This is a genomic window from Ruegeria sp. CJ2, from assembly GCF_056536745.1.
Genome location: NZ_JBQFQF010000008.1, coordinates 48244 through 69826 on the forward strand (window position 1 = coordinate 48244; position 21583 = coordinate 69826).

At 56.7% G+C, this 21583-nt stretch carries 18 protein-coding genes and 1 tRNA gene; 15 read left to right on the plus strand and 4 right to left on the minus strand.

Features of this window, described 5'->3' with window-relative positions:
• Positions 1-289 precede the first annotated feature (289 nt).
• From ACR0MS_RS12865 to ACR0MS_RS12880, 4 genes are all read left to right on the plus strand, one after another.
• Positions 290-1021: a TVP38/TMEM64 family protein gene (locus ACR0MS_RS12865; protein WP_480573786.1), complete on the plus strand. Its 732-nt coding sequence runs from the start codon at positions 290-292 to the stop codon at positions 1019-1021.
• 4 nt (positions 1022-1025) lie between these two features.
• Positions 1026-2444 carry a dihydrolipoyl dehydrogenase family protein gene (locus tag ACR0MS_RS12870; RefSeq protein ID WP_480573355.1) on the plus strand — a complete coding sequence of 473 codons (1419 nt, stop codon included), beginning with the start codon at positions 1026-1028 and terminating at the stop codon, positions 2442-2444.
• 18 nt (positions 2445-2462) lie between these two features.
• On the plus strand, positions 2463-3845 hold the full coding sequence (locus tag ACR0MS_RS12875; RefSeq protein WP_480573358.1) for a sensor histidine kinase: 1383 nt from the start codon (positions 2463-2465) through the stop codon (positions 3843-3845).
• Positions 3846-3909: 64 nt separating this feature from the next.
• Positions 3910-3986, plus strand: a tRNA-Arg gene (locus tag ACR0MS_RS12880).
• Positions 3987-4845: 859 nt separating this feature from the next.
• On the opposite strand, the gene ACR0MS_RS12885 is transcribed toward ACR0MS_RS12880, so the two are convergent.
• Positions 4846-5430 (minus strand): RES family NAD+ phosphorylase, encoded by a 585-nt coding sequence (locus tag ACR0MS_RS12885; protein ID WP_170387141.1) that lies wholly within the window; start codon positions 5428-5430, stop codon positions 4846-4848.
• Between the two features lie 67 nt (positions 5431-5497).
• Between ACR0MS_RS12885 and ACR0MS_RS12890 the strand changes: the two genes are divergently transcribed.
• Positions 5498-7039 (plus strand): M81 family metallopeptidase, encoded by a 1542-nt coding sequence (locus ACR0MS_RS12890; protein ID WP_170387143.1) that lies wholly within the window; start codon positions 5498-5500, stop codon positions 7037-7039.
• Here ACR0MS_RS12890 and ACR0MS_RS12895 read toward each other — a convergent pair.
• Positions 7036-7947, minus strand: coding sequence for a LysR family transcriptional regulator (locus ACR0MS_RS12895; RefSeq protein ID WP_480573361.1), 912 nt, complete (start codon positions 7945-7947; stop codon positions 7036-7038). The two genes, ACR0MS_RS12890 and ACR0MS_RS12895, sit on opposite strands and share 4 nt — an antisense overlap.
• Before the next feature lie 181 nt (positions 7948-8128).
• On the opposite strand from ACR0MS_RS12895, the gene ACR0MS_RS12900 reads away from it, so the two are divergent.
• Genes ACR0MS_RS12900 through ACR0MS_RS12930 form a run of 7 tightly spaced genes read left to right on the plus strand, consistent with a single transcriptional unit; the run spans position 8129 to position 16467 of the window.
• Positions 8129-9709, plus strand: coding sequence for an ABC transporter substrate-binding protein (locus ACR0MS_RS12900; protein WP_480573365.1), 1581 nt, complete (start codon positions 8129-8131; stop codon positions 9707-9709).
• Positions 9710-9769: 60 nt separating this feature from the next.
• Positions 9770-10747: an ABC transporter permease gene (locus ACR0MS_RS12905; protein WP_170482633.1), complete on the plus strand. Its 978-nt coding sequence runs from the start codon at positions 9770-9772 to the stop codon at positions 10745-10747.
• Positions 10744-11667, plus strand: coding sequence for an ABC transporter permease (locus tag ACR0MS_RS12910; RefSeq protein ID WP_170387150.1), 924 nt, complete (start codon positions 10744-10746; stop codon positions 11665-11667). Before ACR0MS_RS12905 ends, ACR0MS_RS12910 begins: the two co-directional genes overlap by 4 nt.
• A complete protein-coding gene (locus tag ACR0MS_RS12915; protein WP_170387152.1) occupies positions 11664-12641 on the plus strand; it encodes an ABC transporter ATP-binding protein in 978 nt (325 codons plus the stop codon). Before ACR0MS_RS12910 ends, ACR0MS_RS12915 begins: the two co-directional genes overlap by 4 nt.
• The gene (locus ACR0MS_RS12920) at positions 12638-13642 is read left to right on the plus strand and encodes an ABC transporter ATP-binding protein (protein WP_480573368.1); all 1005 of its coding nucleotides are present in this window, start codon (positions 12638-12640) and stop codon (positions 13640-13642) included. The genes ACR0MS_RS12915 and ACR0MS_RS12920 overlap by 4 nt, the downstream gene beginning before the upstream one ends.
• Positions 13643-13662: 20 nt before the next feature.
• Positions 13663-15069: an amidohydrolase gene (locus ACR0MS_RS12925; protein ID WP_480573371.1), complete on the plus strand. Its 1407-nt coding sequence runs from the start codon at positions 13663-13665 to the stop codon at positions 15067-15069.
• A gap of 12 nt (positions 15070-15081) precedes the next feature.
• A complete protein-coding gene (locus ACR0MS_RS12930) occupies positions 15082-16467 on the plus strand; it encodes a M20 family metallopeptidase (protein ID WP_170555235.1) in 1386 nt (461 codons plus the stop codon).
• Between the two features lie 103 nt (positions 16468-16570).
• On the opposite strand, the gene ACR0MS_RS12935 is transcribed toward ACR0MS_RS12930, so the two are convergent.
• The gene (locus ACR0MS_RS12935) at positions 16571-16855 is read right to left on the minus strand and encodes a hypothetical protein (RefSeq protein WP_170645100.1); all 285 of its coding nucleotides are present in this window, start codon (positions 16853-16855) and stop codon (positions 16571-16573) included.
• A 12-nt stretch (positions 16856-16867) separates the two neighbouring features.
• Here ACR0MS_RS12935 and ACR0MS_RS12940 point away from each other — a divergent pair, with 12 nt between their 5' ends.
• Positions 16868-18178: an MFS transporter gene (locus ACR0MS_RS12940; protein ID WP_170645099.1), complete on the plus strand. Its 1311-nt coding sequence runs from the start codon at positions 16868-16870 to the stop codon at positions 18176-18178.
• Between the two features lie 205 nt (positions 18179-18383).
• On the opposite strand, the gene ACR0MS_RS12945 is transcribed toward ACR0MS_RS12940, so the two are convergent.
• Positions 18384-18935: a 2OG-Fe(II) oxygenase gene (locus ACR0MS_RS12945; RefSeq protein ID WP_170645098.1), complete on the minus strand. Its 552-nt coding sequence runs from the start codon at positions 18933-18935 to the stop codon at positions 18384-18386.
• A 520-nt stretch (positions 18936-19455) separates the two neighbouring features.
• Between ACR0MS_RS12945 and iadA the strand changes: the two genes are divergently transcribed.
• Together iadA and ACR0MS_RS12955 are read left to right on the plus strand one after the other, a co-directional pair.
• Positions 19456-20622, plus strand: coding sequence for a beta-aspartyl-peptidase (gene iadA / locus ACR0MS_RS12950; RefSeq protein WP_170387164.1), 1167 nt, complete (start codon positions 19456-19458; stop codon positions 20620-20622).
• Between the two features lie 55 nt (positions 20623-20677).
• On the plus strand, positions 20678-21568 hold the full coding sequence (locus tag ACR0MS_RS12955; protein ID WP_170387166.1) for a cyanophycinase: 891 nt from the start codon (positions 20678-20680) through the stop codon (positions 21566-21568).
• Positions 21569-21583 lie beyond the last annotated feature (15 nt).

The following is a 21583-nucleotide window of genomic DNA, read 5'->3' on the forward strand; positions in this document are numbered from 1 at the left end:
CTCCAATCTATAGCGGTCGGGTGCGGCGCGGATTCGCCTGGCCCTAGTGTTCGAAGCCCGTCCTCTACTGGGTAGCGGGGGGTAAGTCAAACCCCTAGGTGGGGGTTTTCATGCCTTTTGCAACAATTCTGTAACCGCGCACGTCAAAAGGTTTCAATTTGGGGGTTTTGCCGCCTCAAACCCTCACATTCCCCGCCGTAAACATCAACGCAGCGTGAGGTCCCTGTTGTTGAACCGCCAGACGTCGCATGTTGAGGGCAGAATGAAACGCACAAAACCGGACAGCCTCATGAGCGACACAACTCAGGCCCCGCGCACTGGGCTTACGCGGCATATTCCTTTGCTGGTGATTCTCGCTGTGGCGACGGTGGGGTTTTTCACGCTGGGCGACTACCTGACCTTTGAAACTTTGCGGGACAACCGCGAAGCGCTGCTGGCATGGCGCGACACTCATTATTGGGCCATGGCAGGGGCGTTTGTCGCGATCTATATCGTGATCGTTGCCTTTTCATTGCCCGGAGCGGCGGTGGCCTCGATGACAGGCGGGTTCCTGTTCGGCCTATTTGCAGGCACGGTTTTCAACGTCTTTGCCGCGACCATCGGCGCCTGCGCAATCTTTCTGGCGGCGCGCTGGGGGTTGGGCGAATCCCTGACCGCCAAACTGGAATCGTCCGAGGGCACCGTCAAAAAGCTGAAAGATGGGCTGCGCGAGAATGAAATCTCGGTCCTTTTCCTGCTGCGCCTTGTGCCGGTGGTGCCGTTTTTCGTGGCCAATCTGGTGCCTGCGCTGGTGGGCGTGAAATTCCGTAACTTTCTGATCACCACCGCGCTGGGCATCATTCCCGGCGGCATCGTCTACACTTGGATCGGCGTAGGTCTGGGCGGCGTGTTCGACCGGGGTGAGACGCCGGATGTGTCGCTGTTGTGGGAGCCTTTTGTGATTGGTCCGATCATCGGCTTGTGCGTGCTGGCGGCTTTGCCGATAGTTATCAAAGCGGTACGCGGTAAGAAGGACGCCTGACCTCATGCAAGACCTGAAGACAGATATCCTGGTGATTGGTGCCGGGTCAGGTGGCCTGTCCGTGGCCGCCGGTGCCAGCCAGATGGGTGCAGACGTCATCTTGCTGGAGGGTCACAAGATGGGCGGCGATTGCCTGAACTTTGGCTGCGTTCCATCCAAGGCGCTGATCGCCAGCGGCAAGGCGGCTTATGGGCATGCGCATGCCTCGGCGCTGGGCGTGGCCGATGTGGTGCCGCAGGTGGACTATGCTGCCGCCAAGGATCACGTGCAGGATGTGATCGCACAGATCGAACCGATGGACAGTCAGGAGCGGTTCGAGGGGTTTGGTGTCAAGGTGATCCGCGAATATGGTCAGTTCGTCTCGCCCACGCAGGTGCAGGCGGGCGACCACCTGGTCACCGCGCGGCGGGTGGTGATTGCGACCGGCTCGTCGCCTTTAGTGCCGCCGATCCCCGGTTTGGATCAGGTGCCGTATTTCACCAACGAGACCATCTTTGACCTGCGCGAAAAGCCCGAGCATCTGCTGATCATCGGCGGTGGCCCTATCGGGATGGAGATGGCGCAGGCCCATATCCGTCTGGGCTGCAAAGTCACCGTGATCGAGGGGATGCAGGCGCTGGGCAAGGACGACCCCGAGGCAGCAGCCATCGTTCTGGATACGTTGCGGGCTGAAGGCGTCGAAATTCATGAACAGGCGATGGTGGCGCAGATTCGCGGCACAGAGGGCAAGGTCGAGGTTGTGACCGAGACAGGCCAGATATTCTCGGGCTCGCACCTGTTGTTGGCCGCGGGGCGCAAGGCCAATACGGACCGGCTGAACCTTGAGGCGGCGGGGATCGAACCCACGCGGACGGGCATCAAGGTCGACGACGCATTACGCACCACCAACAAAAAGGTCTATGCCATCGGAGACGTTGCAGGCGGGATGCAATTCACCCACGTGGCCGGATATCACGCGGGCATCATCATCCGGTCAGCCCTGTTCGGTCTGCCCTCAAAGGCGAAAACCGCGCATATCCCATGGGCCACCTATACGGATCCTGAGCTGGCGCAGGTCGGACTGACCGAGGCGCAAGCCCACGCCCGGCATGGGGGCAATGTTGAAATTGCCCGGTCCGACTATCACCACAACGACCGCGCCATTTCCGAGCGCAAGACGAAAGGCTTCATTAAGGTCATGGTCGTAAAAGGCCGTCCGGTGGGCGCTACAATCGTGGGGCATCAGGCGGGGGAATTGATCAACTTGTGGTCGCTGGCTTTGGCCAATAACCTCAAGATGGGGCAGGTTGCTGCGATGGTTTCGCCCTATCCGACGATCGGAGAGCTTAACAAACGCGTGGCGGGTGCCTATTTCTCGCCAAGGCTGTTTGAGAATCAAACGGTTAAACGGGTGGTCCGGTTCGTGCAGCGCTGGCTGCCCTGACCAGAAAGGGAGAGCAGGTTGAATTCTCTGTCAGGCCGATTTCTGATCCTGACCACGGTCTTCGTCATGTTGGCCGAGATTTTGATCTTTGTCCCGTCGATCGCGCGGTTCCGCGAGGATTTCCTGCTGAACCGCCTTGAGCGTGCTCAGATTGCATCCCTGGCGCTGCTGGCCGATGACATGCTGGCCGATGATCTCGAGGCCGAGCTGCTGGCCAATGCAGGCGTCTATAACGTGGTGCTGCGGCGCGATGAGGTGCGGCAGTTGATGCTGTCCTCTCCCATTCCTGATCAGATCACAAACACCTACGACCTGCGTGACGCGACCCCGTGGGTTCTGATCCGCGACGCTGTGGCCCGGCTGTTTACCCCGGAAAACGAAGTGATCCGCGTGATCGGAGAGCCGGTGAAAGGCGCGGGTCTGCTGATCGAAGTCACAACGGACAGCGAGCCGCTGCGCATGGCGATGACCGATTACGGGCTGCGTATTCTGGGGCTGTCCTTTGTCATCTCGATCATCACGGCGTTTTTCCTGTTTCTGGCCGTGCGGGTGGTTCTGGTCAAACCGATCAAAAGCGTTGTGGGTTATATGCAGCGCTATGCCGGTGCGCCCGAGGACGCGCGGGGCATCATCTCTCCCAACTCGAAAATCACCGAACTGCGTGAGGCAGAGGAAGCTCTGGAGCAGTTGCAGAAGGAACTGACGCAAGCCTTGAAACAGCGTGAGCGTCTGGCGCAACTGGGGGGTGCCGTGGCCAAGGTCAGCCATGACTTGCGCAACATCCTCACGTCGGCGCAGCTTTTTACAGACCGGATCGAGGCAAGCGATGATCCGCTGGTGCGGCGCATGGCGCCGAAACTGGTGAACTCGATCACCCGCGCGGTTTCTCTGTGCGAGAGCACATTGGCCTTTGGCCGCGCGGAAGAGCCCGCCCCAACGCTGACGATGGTGCCATTGCGTGACGTGGCTGATGACGTTGTGTCCAGTGAACTTTTGTCCGTTGCAGGGGGCTGTGTGGAAATCCGCAACGCGGTGCCCGAGGATCTTGTGGCACGTGCCGATCCTGAACAAATGTTCCGCGTCATCATGAACCTTGTCCGCAACGCACGTCAGGCGCTGGTCTCGTCCGGGAAGCCCGGAAACATCACGATTTCCGGCTATGAGAACGAGGCCAATTGGTACCTCGAGGTTAAGGACACAGGCCCCGGTCTGCCGCCGAAAGCGCGTGAGAACCTGTTCACTCCGTTTCAAGGAGGGGTGCGCAAAGGCGGCTCTGGTCTTGGGCTTGCCATCTCGCAGGAACTGGTGCGCGGACATGGCGGGGATCTTGTTCTTGCCGAAACTGGCCCCGACGGGACGACGTTTGAAATAAGGCTTCCTCGGGGTGGCGGTACTTTTTGAAATATTTTTGAAGAATCGGCTTGCACGTCCCGAACACCGGGTCTACATAGCGCCTCACCAACGCGGACCGATAGCTCAGCTGGATAGAGTACTTGACTACGAATCAAGGGGTCGGGGGTTCGAATCCTCCTCGGTCCGCCACTTTTCTTAAATATTTCAAGTGATTGCCCTTGGGCGTCTGAGAAATCTAGTGTTTTGTGCGTGTGAATCGCCACCGAGTCGCCACCATGGATTTGTGTATCAGGCCAAAAAAATGGAGTCTGGCCAACAATTCAGATGCAAGTTTGTCGAATCCCTCTTGGTTGTTCAGGTAGGTGATGCACCTCAGTGAGCGAAGGTCAAACGGGACATCGTTCATGGATTGCGTAATTAGAATAACCTCTTTGCCCAACGTGTGGGCAATACCAGCCTCATAAAACACGTTCGGATTCTTGTCCGACAAATCGCAAATTGCGACTGAAGAAGTGCAAATTAGCTCTGGGATGTCTTGAATGATATTGTGGTTGACCCAAAAGTCATCAGCACGTTTGCGCTGGTAACCCTCGGCCTCAACTGCGGCCTTCACGATCTGATACCGGTCTCAACGGCAGCTTTGACCCAGAGCAGACATTGGCGAAAAATGCGGCTATGACCGAGTTGCGGACGAACAAGACAGTCGGGTCGCAAGCCTCAACGTCAACAAACGGCCGATACTGTTGAAAAACTCCAAAATACAGAAAGCGGCGATTTTCGCGAAACGGCGACCAATCGAGAAAGTCCACTGCCACCATCATTGGCGGGCTTTGAGACGGCCGCTGGCCGCCAGCATCAGATGTTGGCCGACCCCTCAGCTGAAAAATTCTTCCGGGCCTGTACGGGCAATTTTTCACTCGGAACCGCGCAAAACAGGAGTTTTTCAACAAAATAGGCCCTTAACGGATTATCAGCAGCCTTTAGCATTACTGCGGTCGCAATCCGCAAAGCCGCCATTCGCTGCGACAGGAAAAAGCAAAGCGAAAAGTCATCGATAGTCCAGCAGGACGGTAACCGGTTTCACTTCACTACGCCGAAATACGCCAGGTGCGCTCGCCTCGTTCCATCGAAAAAGAGTGATGTGCCAAAGGCCCGGGCGCCTTCGTGAGGGATCAATCAATCCGATATGCCCGTCTGCTCTGATCCGATCAGCAGCGAACCATGAGGACGGATCCCTACCGGCAGCTACGAGTTTGCGCCAGGGTTGACTGGCAAGCGCATAGATATCTGCGGCTTCGGGGCTGCGCAAATCGAACAACGCGCATCGTTCCACCTCGAAAGTCAACACAACCCGCGGGCGATCATCCTTCCTGACGTCCTGACCAATAGCGACTTTTGCGCTTTCGACATCAGGGCTCAGATACAAAGCGTCCTGCCCCCGGCGATTGAACCGGGCGGGTGGGCGATCCGGTGCGCCGCGCATGAGGTGAACGTCTGGGTCATCGGCCCAAACAATCTTTACGAATTCTCCGGAAACTTCTGTCAGCATAACGGGTGGCACTGATCGTTTGCGCGTCGCGTTATAGGAAAGACGCAGGGCGGCAGGGGTTTTCCTAGAAAAGAGAAGACGCATGATACCTTGATTGAAATCACCTACTCATGTTTCCTCGCATTGTGTTGCATTTCCAAAGGCCTCTCGCATGAAGGTTCCAAAGATCGCCCTCCTTGGCGCGATTCTCGAGTCAAATCGTTTTGCACCGCCGGCTGATTTGTCGGACTTTAAGTCTCTGACATGGCTTTCAGGCGATGCTTTGATGTCTGAAGCGAGATCCGCGACACCAAAGCTGGCAATAGAATTTGCAGCCTTTGTCAGGGCGATGGATGCTACGGGCGACTGGACGCCGGTACCCTGTATCTTGGCAGCCAGCCACCCGGCGGGTCCAGTACGAAAATCTGTAATCGAAGAGGTCATAGCGACTTCGGAAGACATGCTGCGCTCAGCTGGCCCTGTTGACGCAGTCTACATCTGCAACCACGGCGCGATGGTTGCCGAGCATGACCACGACCCTGACGGTTTGTTGATGTCACACATTCGGGGAGTTGTAGGACCGGACATACCTGTCATTGCGACACTCGATCTGCATGCAAATATCTCACAACGGATGGTCGATGCCTGTGACCTGATCGTCGGCTATCGGACCAATCCTCACGTCGATCAGATAGAACGTGGCGAGGAAGCCGCCTTTTCGCTGCGCCGGGTTTTGGCGTCGGGCGTCCGGCCCCAAACCGCGCATGTCAAACTGCCTCTTGTTCCGGCATCCGTGACCCTGCTAAGTGCCGAGCACCCGTATGGCACGCTGATCGACCATGGTCAGCGACGACAAGCCGAAGGTCGAGGTGAGATTCTAAACGTATCGATCTTCGGTAATTTCCTTTTCTCCGACACGCCCGACAACGGTCTGAGCATCGTTGTCACCGCGCGTGAGGACCAGAAGGCGGCCAATGCACTGGCGGAAGAATTGGCAGACATGGCCTGGTCATTGAGGAAGGATTTCGTTCGGAAACTGACATCCGTGACGGAAGCGATCTCAATTTCCGCTGACCAAGCGCGCACGCCTGTGATTTTCTCCGATGCCGGTGACAATCCTGGTGGCGGCGGCAGTGGCAGGACGACGGAACTGTTAGCCGCTCTTCATGCGGCAAAAGTCGAAGTATGCCTATTCGGTTCCTTTTGTGATCCGGAACTTGCGAACGAAGCCCATGGCATCGGTGTCGGCGGCAAATTCAGGGCACGATTCAACCGGTCTTCCGATTCCAGCGCTTTCTGGGCGCAATGGGATGTGCCTTTTGAGGCGGATGCAGAGGTCTTGGGTCTCCATAATGGAGATGTGGTAGGTGAACTGGGCATGACGGCAGGTCGGAGATTGGCCCTAGGGCCATCCGCTGCGCTTCGTATTGGTGGTATCACCGTGGTGGTGATCACCGATCGCACACAGACTGCCGACCCCGTGTTCTTTCATATGTTCGGGCTGGATATTGCGTCTGCCCGGACTGTTGTTGTGAAATCCAGAGGCCACTTTCGGGCCGGGTTTTCCAACTGGTTTGGGCCAAACCAGGTATTTGAGGTCGACACGGGCGGGCTTACGTCGCCAGTTCACGACCGCTGGCCGTTTGCGAATTTGCCACGACCGAACTTTCCGATGGACGTCGACACCTCGTGGTCGGCTAAGATGCTGCGCTAGACGGGCTCTGAGTATTTGTCCTGCGGCGTCGTCAACTTGACAAATTGCATGAACTGGCGGGCAAGCTGAGAAGGTGGCCTGCCTGATGGAAGTACAAAGCTCGTGTCATAAAAAATGGCGGCGTCAAATGGCCTGACGACGACACCTTCCATCCCTGACGACAACAACGGGAAGGGATTGATCAGCGTCACGCCCAAACCCTCGCGGACGAGCTCCAGTGCGGCCATGTTCGTTGCCGTTTCTGCGACTTGTTTCGGCCGAATTCCAGCGCGCGCAAAGATCTTTTCTGTGATCGCTCGCGTCCCCAGCCTTCGCAGAAACTCGATCAGCGCGACGCCTTCAAGGTCGTGCGGCGTCACCACTCGTTTTTCCGATAGCGGATGGTTGCTCGGCATGGCGCAGACCACCTGACTGCGGCGCCAAGGCATGAGATGAACACCAGTTCTTTGGATCATCGCACTCGTCAAACCAAGATCATAGCGGAGGTCGAGAATGCCGGCGACCAGCACGTCCGTGGCCTGAATATCCAATTGAAGCTGCTTTCCTTCATTCTTCTTGAGAAAACTGGCCACCCTGGAGATGACAAAGTGATGTGCCAGAGTCGGCGGCACGATCAGGCGTAACGGCTCGTTATCCGGAGTAGCCCATTCTGCGCCCTCAACGTCCGCCAGCGTCTCGAAAATTGGGTCCAGTTTTTCGTTGAGACGCAAGGCTTCGTCTGTTGGGTCGATACGTCCCGATCGCCGGAGAAAGAGCGATCGCCCAACACGGGCCTCGAGTTGTGATAAGGACCGGCTCACGGCAGACTGCGAAATCCCGAGACGCCGCGCGGCGCCGATGGTTGTCCCAGTCGTGATCACGGCTCTTAGCGACTCGAACTCGCGCAGTCTGTGTCTGTGTTCTGTCATGCTACATTACTCCCCCGGTACAAGCGGCTGAACATCCAAACTCTTGGATTGGTCTATGCAAAGACGCATAGCAATAAGTATTGGCAATGATTTTTGCGGTAGCTAGCCTTTTTTAATAGGGCGCGGGATCGGCCAAAGATTCGCCCATTCACAAGCGCCAAACAAACAGGGAGTCTTTTTGATGAGGAAACTCACATCTGCGACAGCCGTCGCTCTCAGCATTTTGGCTTTCGGCGCCAGTGCTGTTTCGGCCGAAAAACTAACGATCGGCCTCGCTTCGGAGCCGACGTCACTCGATCCGCATTTTCACAACCTGGGTCCGAACAACGCGATGTCCGTGCACATCTTTGACCGGCTGATCGCGCAGGATGAGAAGCAGCGCCTATCGCCGGGTCTTGCCGTGTCATGGGAGCCGATTGATGAATTGACTTGGGAGTTCAAGCTGCGTGAGGGCGTAAAGTTTCACGACGGAAGTGACTTTACGGCAGACGATGTAGTCTGCACCATGGCGCGCGCGCCGGACGTACCGAACTCTCCATCGGGATACGGCACTTATCTCAAGGGTAAGGAAGTCGTCAAAATCGATGACTACACGGTGCATTTCAAAACGGCCGCACCTTATCCGTTAATGGGCAACGACATTTCCACGATCCCTGTGATCTCAGAAGTGGGCTGCGAAGCAACGACGGAAGACTTCAACGCGGGTACGGCCACCATCGGCACAGGGCCGTTCAAGTTCCAAAGTTACACGCCGGGTGAAAGCATCGTGCTGGTACGGAACGACGACTACTGGGGTGATGCACCGATCTGGTCCGAGGTGGAATTCCGCCCAATCACGTCCGGTCCGAGCCGTGTTGCATCGCTTCTTGCCGGTGATGTGGACATGATATCGGGCGTACCAACGACCGATATCACAACACTTCAGGGCAATGACGGTATTCAGTTGAGCCAGGGCGTGTCCAACCGAGTGATCTATCTTCACATGGACCAATTCCGCGAGGATTCACCCTTTGTGAAGGCCAACGGTGGCGGCGATATCAAGAACCCCCTCATGGACGTCCGCGTCCGTAAGGCGATCAGCATGGCGATCAACCGCGATGCAATCGTTGAGCGTGTCATGGAAGGGGTTGCCCTGCCCGCCGGTCAGCTTCTGCCCGAGGGGTTCTTTGGCGTGTCTGACAATTTGGACGTCGTGGCCTATGATCCAGACGGTGCTAAAGCGCTTCTGGCTGAAGCCGGTTATCCCGATGGATTTGAAATGACAATCCATGGGCCGAATGACCGTTACATCAACGACGCCAAAATTGCCGAGGCAATTGCGCAAATGTTGACCCGTGTTGGCATCAAGACAGCCGTCGAAACCATGCCGCGTTCGGTATACTTTGGGCGCGCTTCCAAAGGCAGCCCAGAGGGTCTGCCGGAGTTCAGCTTTATCCTCGTCGGATGGGGCGCGGGGTCCGGCGAAGCGTCCTCGCCTCTCAAATCGCTGATCCACACCCATGACAAGGATGCGGGCTTTGGATCATCAAACCGTGGCCGACACTCGGATGCTGAAACCGACGCGTTGATCGAAGAAGCCCTGCGAACAGTCGATGACGCAAAGCGGCAGGAACTGCTCGCCGCGGCAACAGAGCGCGCGATCGAGAACGTGGCGATCATTCCGACGCACTTCCAGGTCAACACCTGGGCGGCCAAAAAAGGTCTGAGCTACATCCCTCGGACCGACGAATACACTCTCGCGACAGGCGTCGTGAAAGAGTAACCGCAATGCATCCGGGCCGCCTTCGCAGCGGCCCGCAGCCTTTGCCCAGGGAATGTCCTCATGACCGTTTTTGTCATTCGCCGATTGCTGCAAGCAATGCTTGTTGTCTTCCTGATGTCGGTGATTGTCTTTTTTGGCGTCAACATCGTTGGTGACCCGGTCTACATGCTGGTAAGCCCCGACGCGGATCAGGCTGACATCGAAGCGGCCATTCGACGGCTTGGATTGGATCGGCCTATTTGGGAACAGTACTGGTTGTTCCTCAAAGGTGCGGCACAGGGTGACCTCGGCGATAGCTTCGTCTTCGGTGAGCCCGCGCTCAAACTGATCCTGCACCATATGCCTGCCACGATGGAACTGGCCTTCAGTGCACTCTTTCTTGCCATCGTGATCGGAATTCCATTGGGGCTTTATGCCGGGCTCTATCCCGACAGCCCGCTTTCCAAAGGCGTTATGGCTGGCTCGATTCTCGGTTTCTCGCTGCCGACCTTCTGGGTCGGACTAATGCTCATCATGCTGTTTGCCGTAGAACTTAGATGGGTCCCTGCGACAGGTCGTGGCGACATCGGCTCGTTTCTTGGGATTCACAGCAGCCTTTTTACGCTCGATGGGTTGAGCCACATCTTCCTGCCTGCTCTCAACCTGGCACTTCTTAAGATTTCGCTGGCAATCCGTCTCACCCGAGCGGGTGTCAGGGAAGCGATGGGACAGGATTACGTTAAATATGCCCGGGCCAAAGGGCTTTCGACCCGACGCATCATTCTGGTGCATGTAATGAAGAACATTATGATCCCGGTAGTGACCGTCATGGGCCTCGAATTCGGCAGTTTGATTGGGTTCTCGGTGGTGACTGAATCAATCTTCGCGTGGCCGGGAATGGGCAAACTGCTGATCGACGCAATACTGCAATTGGATCGGCCTGTCGTCGTCGCCTATCTGATGATCATCGTACTGTTCTTCGTGCTGATCAATCTGATCGTCGACATACTTTACTCGATCCTCGATCCGAGGGTTCGTTTGCAGGATCAGGGCGCATGACCGACACCGTCACAGATCATTCGCTGACCACCGCCAAATCCCCTAAGGTCGAGACGCCGTTCCAGCGATTTCGGGCCGAGTTCTTCGAAAGCAGGATCGCGACAGCGGCGCTCGGCATATTCCTGATCATCGTTCTTTTGGCCATCCTGGCACCCTGGATCACACCGCAGAACCCCTACGATCTTGGTCAGGTCAGCGTCATGGATGGGCGCTTGCCGCCAGGTTCCGAAGCCTTCGACGGATATACAATGTGGCTCGGCTCGGACGGGTCTGGGCGCGATCTCTACTCGGCAATTCTCTATGGTTTGCGTATCTCTCTGACCGTTGGGCTTGCATCTGGAGTGATTGCCCTTCTGATCGGTATGGCGATCGGTCTGGTCGCGGCCTACGCTGGTGGCCGGACCGAAGCGTTCATTATGCGCATCGTGGATCTTCAACTTTCGTTCCCGGCATCGCTGGTTGCGCTGATGATGGTTGCGGCACTTGGTAAGGGTGTCGACAAGATCATTCTTGCCCTCGTAATTGCGCAATGGGCCTACTACGCCCGCACGGTGCGCGCGACCGCGCTTGTCGAGCGTGGAAAGGAATATGTTGAAGCCGCACAATGTCTCGGCATTTCGCGTTCGCGGATCGTCTTTCGGCATATTCTCCCGAATTGCATGGCGCCTCTGATTGTCGTTGGCACGGTACAAACCGCCAGTGCGATCTCATTGGAAGCGACGCTTTCGTTCCTTGGCGTAGGACTTCCACAGACTGAGCCGTCGATCGGGGTGCTGATCGCAAATGGATTCGAATACATGCTTTCAGGACGCTACTGGATTTCCGTTTTTCCCGGCGTCGCGCTGTTAATGACGGTGGTGTCCATCAACCTTGTTGGCGACCATTTGCGCGATGTTCTGAACCCGAGGTTGAAGAGATGACTGAAGTACTCGAAGTCAGCGGGCTGAAGACCCACTTCTTCACGCACGCGGGTGTGGTCAAGGCCGTAGATGGTGTGGATTTCACCGTCTCCAAGGGCGAGGTAATGGGTCTGGTGGGTGAGTCCGGGTCGGGCAAGTCGATCACCGGGTTTTCCATCCTTGGGCTGATCGAACCTCCCGGGCGCATCGTCGATGGGTCAATCCGTTTTAATGGTGACGAGATCGCGAACGCACCGGAAGAGCGACTCAAGACCTTGCGTGGCAACCGAATCTCGATGATCTTTCAGGATCCGATGATGACGCTCAACCCGGTCCTGCGCGTCGATACGCAGATGATCGAGGCCATTCTCGCCCATGAAAACGTAAGCCGCCAAACCGCCTGGGAAAGAAGCCGTGATGCGCTTGGTTTGGTTGGCATCCCATCGCCGGAAGAGCGATTGCAAGCCTATCCGCATCAGCTTTCCGGTGGGATGCGGCAGCGCGTGGCGATTGCGACAGCCTTCTTGAACCAGCCGGACCTCATTATTGCCGACGAGCCGACGACAGCGCTCGACGTGACAATTCAGGCGCAGATCATCCACGAGGCACAGAAGCTGACGAAACGCACGGGAACTGCGATGATCTGGATCACGCATGACCTTGCCGTTGTGGCAGGGCTCGCGGACCGGATTTCGGTGATGTACGCAGGACGGATCGTTGAGCAAGGCGGTATCGACGATGTTATCGACCGTCCGTTGCATCCCTATACGGTCGGGCTTCTCGGATCGGTTCCGACGGCGAACCGGCGTGGGCAGCGTTTGTTCCAGATCGAAGGGATGACGCCAAACATGCTCGCCCTGCCTGAAGGATGCGCCTTTGGACCGCGTTGTCAGGCCCTAACGGCAGCGTGTTCCAAGCGCCCCCCGATTAAGGACGTGGATGGCCGCAGCCTTCGCTGTTTCAATCCGCAACGCACCAAGGAGACGACGCTTTGACTGAGCCGCTCGTTGAAATCCGAGGCGTTTCGAAGCGCTTCACCAAACGTTTGGACGTCGCGGGGAAAATCGCACAGCGACTTGGCGCAAACATCCGGGAAGAAACGGTCCATGCTGTCGATAACGTGAACCTGTCGATTCAAAAGGGTGAGGTTCTGGGATTGGTCGGCGAATCCGGCTGCGGCAAGTCCACTTTGGGACGTGTTGTTGCCGGCATTCACCCTGCAAGTGACGGACAAATGTTCTACGGAGGCAAAGATGTTGCGACGTTGAACGGCACCGACAAACGCGCGGCGACCCTCGCAATTCAGATGATCTTCCAGGACCCCTTTGCCAGCCTAAATCCGCGAATGCGCGTCGAAGATATCATCGGCGAAGCACCGCGTATGCATGGGATCGTCAGCAAAGCAGAGAGTGCGGATTACGTGGACGACGTGATGCGCAAGGTCGGCCTCGACCCGTCGCTCAAGCGGCGTTACGCGCATCAGTTTTCCGGCGGTCAGAGGCAACGGATTGGAATTGCACGTGCGCTCGCCGTGAAGCCGAAGTTCCTTGTCTGCGACGAAGCCATCGCTGCGCTGGACGTGTCGATCCAGGCGCAGGTTATCAACTTGTTCATGGATCTGCGCGAAGAGCTGGGCCTGACCTATCTGTTCATCAGCCATGACCTGAGCGTCGTCGAACACATCGCCGACCGCGTGGCGATCATGTATCTGGGCCGCATTGTCGAGAGCGCATCGACTGAGGAAATTTTTTCGGACCCGCGCCATCCCTACACGAAAGCGCTGCTTGCAGAGGCTCCGCGCCTTGATCAGCGCCGGCGTGATTTTGCCCCGATTGAGGGGGAAATTCCGTCGCCGCTAGATCCGCCATCTGGATGTACCTTCCACCCGCGTTGCCCCGTGGCGACCGCTGAGTGCCGCACCACTGTTCCTGAACTGAAAGCGGGGCGCGGCGGGCGCGAAACGGCTTGCCTGCTGGAACACGCCGAAACCGTTTGAACGAGAAGCTGGAGAGCCCCTTGAAAAACGCCGATCCGATCTGGGACCACGTCGACCGCCATCGTGATGATTTTATCGCCTTGTCAGATCGAGTCTTTGACACGCCCGAGACGCTTTATGCCGAGTACAAGTCCGTCGCCGAACATGTGCAGATGTTACGCGCTCAGGGGTTCAAGATAACAGAGAACGCAGCTGGCATTCCTACGGCCGTGATTGGCGAAGCAGGAGACGAGGGTCCGGTGATTGCCATCCTCGGTGAGTTCGATGCGCTGCCATATCTGAGCCAGGCGCCGGGTGTGGCTGAACATCAGCCGCTTGAAGAGGGCGGCAACGGGCATGGGTGTGGTCACAATCTGTTGGGGGCCGCCGCACTCTTGGCCGCGACGGCGGTGAAAGAATGGCTGGCCGAAAACGGCATCAAGGGCCGTGTGCGATACTATGGCTGCCCCGCTGAAGAAGGGGGCGCGGCCAAGACATACATGGTGCGTGAAGGACTGTTCGATGATGTCGACGCAGCCATCTCGTGGCATCCAGCGACCTTCACAGGCGTGAATGAGGCCAGATCGCTCGCAAACACCCGGATCGATTTCACTTTTCATGGAAAAGCTGCCCATGCGGCGGGTGCACCGGAATTGGGTAGGTCGGCGCTTGATGCGGTTGAACTGATGAACATCGGTGTAAATTACCTGCGCGAGCACATGCCCGACAGCGCCCGGGTGCACTACGCCTATCTCGATGCAGGTGGTGTTGCGCCGAACGTGGTGCAGGCCAAGGCCACGGTGCGCCAGCTCGTCCGCGCCAGTTCGCTACCCGACCTCGCCGATCTGGTTACGCGTGTCAGAAAGATTGCAGATGGTGCGGCGCTGATGACCGGAACGCAGGTCACAAGTCAGGTCTTTTCCGGCGTTTCAAACCTGCTTGGAAACCGTCCTTTGGAAGAAACCATGCAGCACGAGCTAGAGAAACTCGGACCCGTCGCCTTTGACGAGTCAGACCTCAGCTTTGCCCGTGAGATTCAGACTACATTGACCACGGCTGACATCAACACGACCTTCAAGCGGATCGGAGCTAAGCCCAGAAAGGATCTCGCACTCTGCGACTTCATCGCACCTCTTGATCGCCACAGCGATGGTGGCGAAGGCTCAACAGATGTCGGGGATGTGAGTTGGGCTGTTCCGACGGTTCAGGCTCGGGTCGCGACCTGCGCAATTGGAACGCCATTTCATACCTGGCAAACAGTTGCACAAGGCAAGGCACCCGCAGCGCACAAAGGCATGATCTACGCCGCAAAGGCAATGGCCGCGACAGCCTGTCGACTGGTTGAGGACCCGTCACGCATCGATGCTGCGCGCGCGACGCATCAAGACCATCTGGGCGAAACGCCGTACACATGTCCGATCCCTGCAGACGTGCGCCCACCTGTCTGAGGGAAAGTGAACATGACCCGCGCTGCTGCCATAGACAACGTCGCCGAATATTTTGACAGCGGTCGATTTGCAACCGATCTTAGCGAACTGGTTGCCCATGAGACGGAGAGCCAGACACCAGAGAAAGCGGCGGAACTTCCGCGCTATCTTGAAGAAGCCCTCGTTCCGCGCCTGCACAGTCTTGGGTTCTCCTGTGCAATACACCCGAACCCTGTGCCAGATGCAGGTCCTATCCTTGTCGCTGAACGCATCGAGGACGACACAGGCCCAACGATCCTGTCCTATGGGCATGGCGACGTGATCCGCGCCCAAACCGATCAGTGGCGCAACGGGCTTTACCCGTTTCGTCTTGTGGATGAGGGCGATTGCCTCTTCGGACGCGGTACCGCTGACAACAAGGGACAACACCTCATCAACTTGGCTGCGTTGAGCTCCGTCATCGACGCTCGTGGATCACTCGGCTTCAACATTCGAATCCTTATTGAAATGGGTGAGGAGATGGGGTCGCCGGGGCTGTCGGAGTTTTGCGCCACGCACAAAGAAAACCTTGCCGCGGATGTCCTGATCGCATCGGACGGACCACGCCTTCAGTCAGACACGCCGACGATGTTCATGGGTGCACGGGGCGGCAATTCGTTCGACCTCATCGTTGACCTTCGAGACGGCGCGCATCATTCCGGTAACTGGGGCGGTTTGCTTGCCGACCCCGCGATGATCCTTGCGCAAGCCCTCTCGACGATCACCGATGTGAGGGGCCAAATCCAAATACCAGAGTGGCGGCCGACCAGCCTAACCGAAGACATCCGGCATACCCTGCGCAATTTGCCGGTAGGCGGAGATGGCGGTCCGAAGATTGACGAAGACTGGGGCGAAGAAAGTCTGACACCGGCCGAACGGGTCTTTGGCTGGAACAGCTTTGCGATCCTCGCAATGAAAAGCGGTGTCCCCGAAGAGCCGGTTAACGCGATCTCGGGATATGCCAAGGCCGCCTGTCAGCTCCGCTTCGTTGTTGGCACCGATCAAGCCGGTATCCTGTCGGCCCTTCGTCGCCACCTTGATGCAAGAGGATTTCAGATCGTTAAGATCAAACCTCACGACCGCGGATTTTTCGATGCGACGCGGACATCGCCGGAGCATCCTTGGGTGTCGTTTGTCGCGCGTTCGCTGGAAGAAACGTCTGGAAAGCGGCCACATATTCTGCCAAATCTCGCCGGTTCCCTGCCCAATGAGGTCTTTTCCGATGTGCTCGGCCTCCCAACGATTTGGGTGCCTCATTCCTATCGTGGCTGTTCACAGCACGCGCCAAACGAACACGTGTTGAAGTCGGTGTCGCGTGATGCATTGCGGGCAATGGCCGGTCTTTTCTGGGATATTGGTGACCTTGCCAGGCCACTCTGACCGCGCGCCACAAAGGCTTTCATCCATACCTGGATCGGGCGGGTATCGCACTCCCGACTTTAACTGACCGCTTTGCGGACAAAACCGACTTTTGTAGCCACGACTATTGCTCATACTGAAAGTGCTTGCATCCGCAGCGGTAGATTTTTCGGTCGAGCAATGATTTCCGGTTTGCGGCCATTCTACTGGGCCAATCCAGCCCGAGTTCAAGCAATCCCTTCGCTGTAATCAGCGTTGAAAATTGAACGCCAGCGAAGCGGGTTCCCAAAAAGAAAAAACGAAATTCAGTTATGGAATTTTTATAACTTACACGATTAGCAAAAACGACATCGGGTCGCTGCCAGGAGAGAAAAAATGAGGAAACAGGTTTGACTGATTCCCAGTCCATTGAGCACTTCTCATGCACGAACGCCGAATACCAGAATGGCTTCGCCATGCGCCAGCACCCAGCGTGCGGGGATTCGCCATTCTGGCGGGTACAGAGGCGATTGCCAGGGGTATTTTGATCTCTGTCTTTCCGGTAGCGATGTACAACGCGCTGAAGGATGCGCGATTTGTATCCGAAATTTATTTCGCCATTGGCGCAGTTTCACTCTTGATCGGTCTTCTGGTTCCCTACCTGATCCGGTTTGTCCCAAGGAGATTGGTCTATGTGTTCGGCACTCTTTCGTACGTCGCGGGTGCGGTTGTGACGACCGTTGCGACCCCTGCTGCCGTTATTGCGGGGCTCGCACTCACGACATTCGCCGTTGTGACGACATTTGTGTGCTTCAACGCCTATGTGCTCGACCATGTTGCTAAGATCGAACTAGGACGTTTTGAGACATCCCGGCTTTTCTACAGTGCGCTGGGTTGGACGGCAGGCCCTGCGCTTGGCGCGATATTGTACGAACGGTGGCAACCTGCGCCGTTCCTGATTGCAGCCGGTGCGGCGATTGTCATGCTGCTCATCTTTCTTGTTATGCGCCTCGGAAACGGCAGGCTCATCACCAGAAGCCAAAGCGCTCCCGCAAATCCGTTCGCCTATTTCGGGAGGTTTTTTGCGCAACCACGATTGGTTGCCGGATGGGTATTCGCAGTCGTTCGTTCCTGTGGGTGGTGGATTTATGTCGTATACCTGCCCATCTATGCGGTTCAGAACGGGCTAGGCAGCCAGCTTGGAGGGATTGCTTTATCGATTTCCAATGCCGCCCTGTTTTGCACCCCACTGATGCTTCGTTTCATGCAGCGCAGTTCGGTACGCGCAGCAGTCAGAACCGGATTCCTCATGTCCGGGCTGCTGTTTCTTTTTGCTGGAGTTCCATTCGGAATCCCTGAAGTCACAATCGCATTCTTAATGATGGGCTCGATTTTCCTGATCTTGCTCGATGTTTCCGCTGGTTTGCCGTTCCTTCTCGCAGTCAAACCTTCCGAACGAACTGAGATGTCAGCAATATACGCGAGTTTTCGCGATGTTTCGGGTATTATTACACCTGGTGCCGCCTGGCTGGTTCTTCTCGTGGCACCGCTCTCTGGTGTGTTCGCCGCGGGTGGTGCAGGTTTGCTTTGGACGTGGGTTCTGGCTCGTAAGCTGCACCCCCGGTTGGGCCAGACACGCATATCTGTCGAAAGTACTTCAAAGGAAGCTGGCAAAGTTGCTTCTGATATGGTGAGCCTGCCAAACTTAGTCCATGAGAAATCAGTCGCCAGTCGCTTACCGACTGATACATAATAGAGGCCAGCCATTGAGTGACCAAAGCAACTCAGGCGTCAGTAACGTGCAGCTTCTAGGATTTAGCAGAGACGTTGGACTACAGGAAATGCCATTTCAGCGAATGTGTTAAAGGCAAGCTTAACTCTTTCGACTCTGTTTCCTACACGAAACGAACCGTTAGCCTTGTAGTCTCGGACTCTTAATCAAACGAGTACGGAAATCATCACCGAAACGTCGGGCCATGCGCCCAGACCGTCAACGAATACCGATCACCATTCTCAACCGGTGTCACCTGGTGCAACAAGAAGCTGGGAAAGATGGTCGCGCTCCCTTGATACCGGCTGGCCGTTACAGCATACGCACCCGGCATAATCTCCAAGTCACCGCCGTCGTACATCCCGGGTTTGCTGAGTTGAACGACCAGCGACAGCTTTCTTTTTCGGGCGACTGACCCGTCGCCGATATCGGAATGCCACGCAAAATGACCACCATCTGATGCTTTATAGCAGGCAATCTGCGGACTTTCGGCGAACTCGCTCAGATCAAAGCCAAACTTGTCGGTGTTGGAGCGACGGACAACGTTGATCAGGCGTGACATCACCCAATCAGAGCCTTCGACGTCGTCCAGCCAGGTCACATCCGCTCTGCGCAGATTATGATCCTTGTTTTGCCCGACAAGCAGAGCCTCGTTCGCCGGGGCTTTTTGTGATGCAGCAACAATCTGCTCACATTCCCGCGCGGTAAATGCACCGGGAATCGAATGAACTTCCAGCATTCTGTACACCATTTTTGATTGGTACTAAATTTTGCCAAGATGCACAGATGGCGCTGCGCTGTTTTCGACCTAAGAGGCTGAAAGCGACGTAATTTTTCTACAATCTCAATTGTTTTGGGTCCAGGAATCCGGATTTGGAATTCACCCTAGACGTTCTCGGATCCCAAACGGTATACGATGTGCGGCTATCGCCTGCTATTGGACCTTTCAGCGAGTTGCCGAGGTTTATTCCACGCTGGCTTAAGGTCATTGCGATGGCGCGTACCGTGATGGTCGCCCGGGAGAAAAGCGGACATTCGGCTGTTCCGCAGCATAAGACAGATTGGGCTCGGAGCAACCGTTCGCCGCAACCCTTAAACACGACTACTTCGCGGACAACCTTGCCATCCGCTTCATTTTTCTCATTGTCTGCTAGTGGCGTACGACCGACATCTACGCTTTCCCCGAAAAAGGGGATGGTTCTTCTGCTGCCATTTGGTGCAAAGAAGGACGTCTTCGCTCCTACTGACGGATTTGCAACGTGTTGAAGCTCATCAAGAATGCGCGCCTCTATTCACCTGAACCTGTTGGTTTGGGCCATATTCTCACTGCGGGTGAACGCATCATTTACCTCGGCAGCAATAAACCCGAATTGCCTGTCCAGCTTCAGGCAGAGATCATTGACGTCGAAGGCGCAGCGGTTGTTCCGGGTTTTATTGATGGGCATGCGCATATAACTGGCGGTGGCGGTGAAACCGGGCCAGCCAGTCGGGTGCCGCCGCTTGTCCTGTCCTCTTTCACGCGTGCCGGTGTCACTTCAGTCGTTGGAGTATTGGGCACGGACGATCTGACCCGCAACACGCAGACGCTGGTGCAACAGGCCTATGGGTTGCGCGAAGAAGGACTTTCAGCCTGGTGTCACACCGGTGGCTATCACGTCCCACTGACCACCCTCACCGGTTCAGCCCGTGGAGACATTGTGTTCCTTGATCCGGTCATCGGTGTTGGGGAACTGGCGATCAGTGATCACCGGTCGAGCCAACCGACATTGGACGAGTTTCTGCGGATCGCAAGCGAAGCGCATGTCGCAGGCCTGATGACTGGCAAGGCGGGGATTGTGCATTGCCATATGGGAGATGGCGAGCGAGGGCTGTCAATGTTGGAACAAGCTATCGCGACCTGCGAAATCCCCGCACGCGTCTTCAATCCAACCCATGTCAATCGCAACAAACCACTCTTCGAACAGGCCGTGGCGCTAGCACGGCACGGATGTTACATCGACGCTACCGCATTCCCCTGCGGACATGTCGAGCCGGGCATCTCTGCTACTGAGGCCTACATTCAGTTTCGCGATTTGGGCGGTCACGCCGACCGGTTCACCATCAGCTCTGACGGTGGTGGCTGCCTGCCCGCCTTTGACCATGAAGGCAATCTGACACGGTTTGGTGTGGGTTTGTCGGACACTTTGCCGGACACGCTGCGCGAACTCACCAACAGAGGAGTACCAATGCCCGAAGCGCTGGCTCCGCTGACCTCAAATGTCGCCGACCTGCTGAAGCTGCACCAAAAAGGTCGTCTGAACGTGGGTATGGACGCTGATTTGGTCGTTCTTGACGAAAACACTGCCGTGCGGCATGTGATGGCCCGGGGGGAATGGCATGTACGCGACGGCCAGATAGCCCGACGCGGCATGTATGAACAGGTTTGAGCGTCCGCGCGGTCCCCGGTGGCTGCCCGCTATAGCACCGGAAGGTAGTTAAGATATGTGCCCTGCACCCGTTGATGCAGAAACCCCGCGCGGGTTCATCATTCCGATCGGCGGCGGTGAAGACCGCGTAAAGGAAATGCAGATTCACCGAAAGTTCGTAGAACTGTCCGGCGGTGCCGACGCTGATATCGTCGTAATCCCGACAGCCTCGATGCTGGAAGAAACCGGACCGGACTATAACCGCATCTTTTCCGAGCTTGGTGCAGGCAAGGTTGAATTCCTGCCTATCTCGCGCCGCGCCGATTGCGACAACCCGGATTACGCGGGGATGCTGGATCGTGCTACCGGAATTTTTATGACCGGTGGGAACCAGTTGCGCCTGTCAGCGATTCTTGGAGGCACGCTGGTCGCCCAGAAAATCCGGCGCCGAAACGCGGCAGGGGTGCCGGTTGCAGGAACATCGGCCGGTGCTTCGATCATGTCCGAGCATATGGTAGCAGGTGGCAGCAGCAACTCTGGTCCAGCCGAAGGTAACATCACGCTGGCTCCCGGTATGGGTCTGACCAACGCCGTCATCATTGATCAGCACTTCACCCAACGCAACCGCCTGGGTCGATTGCTAACCGCTTCATCTTTTAACCCTTTTCTAATCGGATTGGGCGTTGACGAAGACACGGCGGCCTTCATTGGGCCCGATAACGTCTTTGAAGTAATCGGCAGCGGAACGGTTACCGTGGTGGATGCCAGCCATTTGACCCATTCTTCGATGTGGGATGCCCGTCGCGGCGAAGCACTCAGCCTTCTTGGACTTCGGCTTGACGTTCTGGGTGAAGGGTGCCGTTATGATCTGACGGCTCGCCAGGCTTTTCCGCCAGATGAGCATATGGCGTTCTGCACATTGCCGGATCTGTCCGAGGATGAGGCCGCCAACGGGGGGAAACAATAAGCTAACCAACGGGGA

Excerpts from the sequence above, each read along its gene's own strand:
- ACR0MS_RS12865 (WP_480573786.1), top strand. The coding sequence starts at position 290 with ATGAGCGACACAACTCAGGCCCCGCGCACTGGGCTTACGCGGCATATT.
- ACR0MS_RS12870 (WP_480573355.1), top strand. The coding sequence starts at position 1,026 with ATGCAAGACCTGAAGACAGATATCCTGGTGATTGGTGCCGGGTCAGGT.
- ACR0MS_RS12885 (WP_170387141.1), bottom strand. The coding sequence starts at position 5,430 with ATGCGTCTTCTCTTTTCTAGGAAAACCCCTGCCGCCCTGCGTCTTTCC.
- ACR0MS_RS12890 (WP_170387143.1), top strand. The coding sequence starts at position 5,498 with ATGAAGGTTCCAAAGATCGCCCTCCTTGGCGCGATTCTCGAGTCAAAT.
- ACR0MS_RS12895 (WP_480573361.1), bottom strand. The coding sequence starts at position 7,947 with ATGACAGAACACAGACACAGACTGCGCGAGTTCGAGTCGCTAAGAGCC.
- ACR0MS_RS12900 (WP_480573365.1), top strand. The coding sequence starts at position 8,129 with ATGAGGAAACTCACATCTGCGACAGCCGTCGCTCTCAGCATTTTGGCT.
- ACR0MS_RS12905 (WP_170482633.1), top strand. The coding sequence starts at position 9,770 with ATGACCGTTTTTGTCATTCGCCGATTGCTGCAAGCAATGCTTGTTGTC.
- ACR0MS_RS12910 (WP_170387150.1), top strand. The coding sequence starts at position 10,744 with ATGACCGACACCGTCACAGATCATTCGCTGACCACCGCCAAATCCCCT.
- ACR0MS_RS12915 (WP_170387152.1), top strand. The coding sequence starts at position 11,664 with ATGACTGAAGTACTCGAAGTCAGCGGGCTGAAGACCCACTTCTTCACG.
- ACR0MS_RS12930 (WP_170555235.1), top strand. The coding sequence starts at position 15,082 with ATGACCCGCGCTGCTGCCATAGACAACGTCGCCGAATATTTTGACAGC.
- ACR0MS_RS12935 (WP_170645100.1), bottom strand. The coding sequence starts at position 16,855 with ATGGACTGGGAATCAGTCAAACCTGTTTCCTCATTTTTTCTCTCCTGG.
- ACR0MS_RS12940 (WP_170645099.1), top strand. The coding sequence starts at position 16,868 with ATGCACGAACGCCGAATACCAGAATGGCTTCGCCATGCGCCAGCACCC.
- ACR0MS_RS12945 (WP_170645098.1), bottom strand. The coding sequence starts at position 18,935 with ATGCTGGAAGTTCATTCGATTCCCGGTGCATTTACCGCGCGGGAATGT.
- ACR0MS_RS12955 (WP_170387166.1), top strand. The coding sequence starts at position 20,678 with ATGTGCCCTGCACCCGTTGATGCAGAAACCCCGCGCGGGTTCATCATT.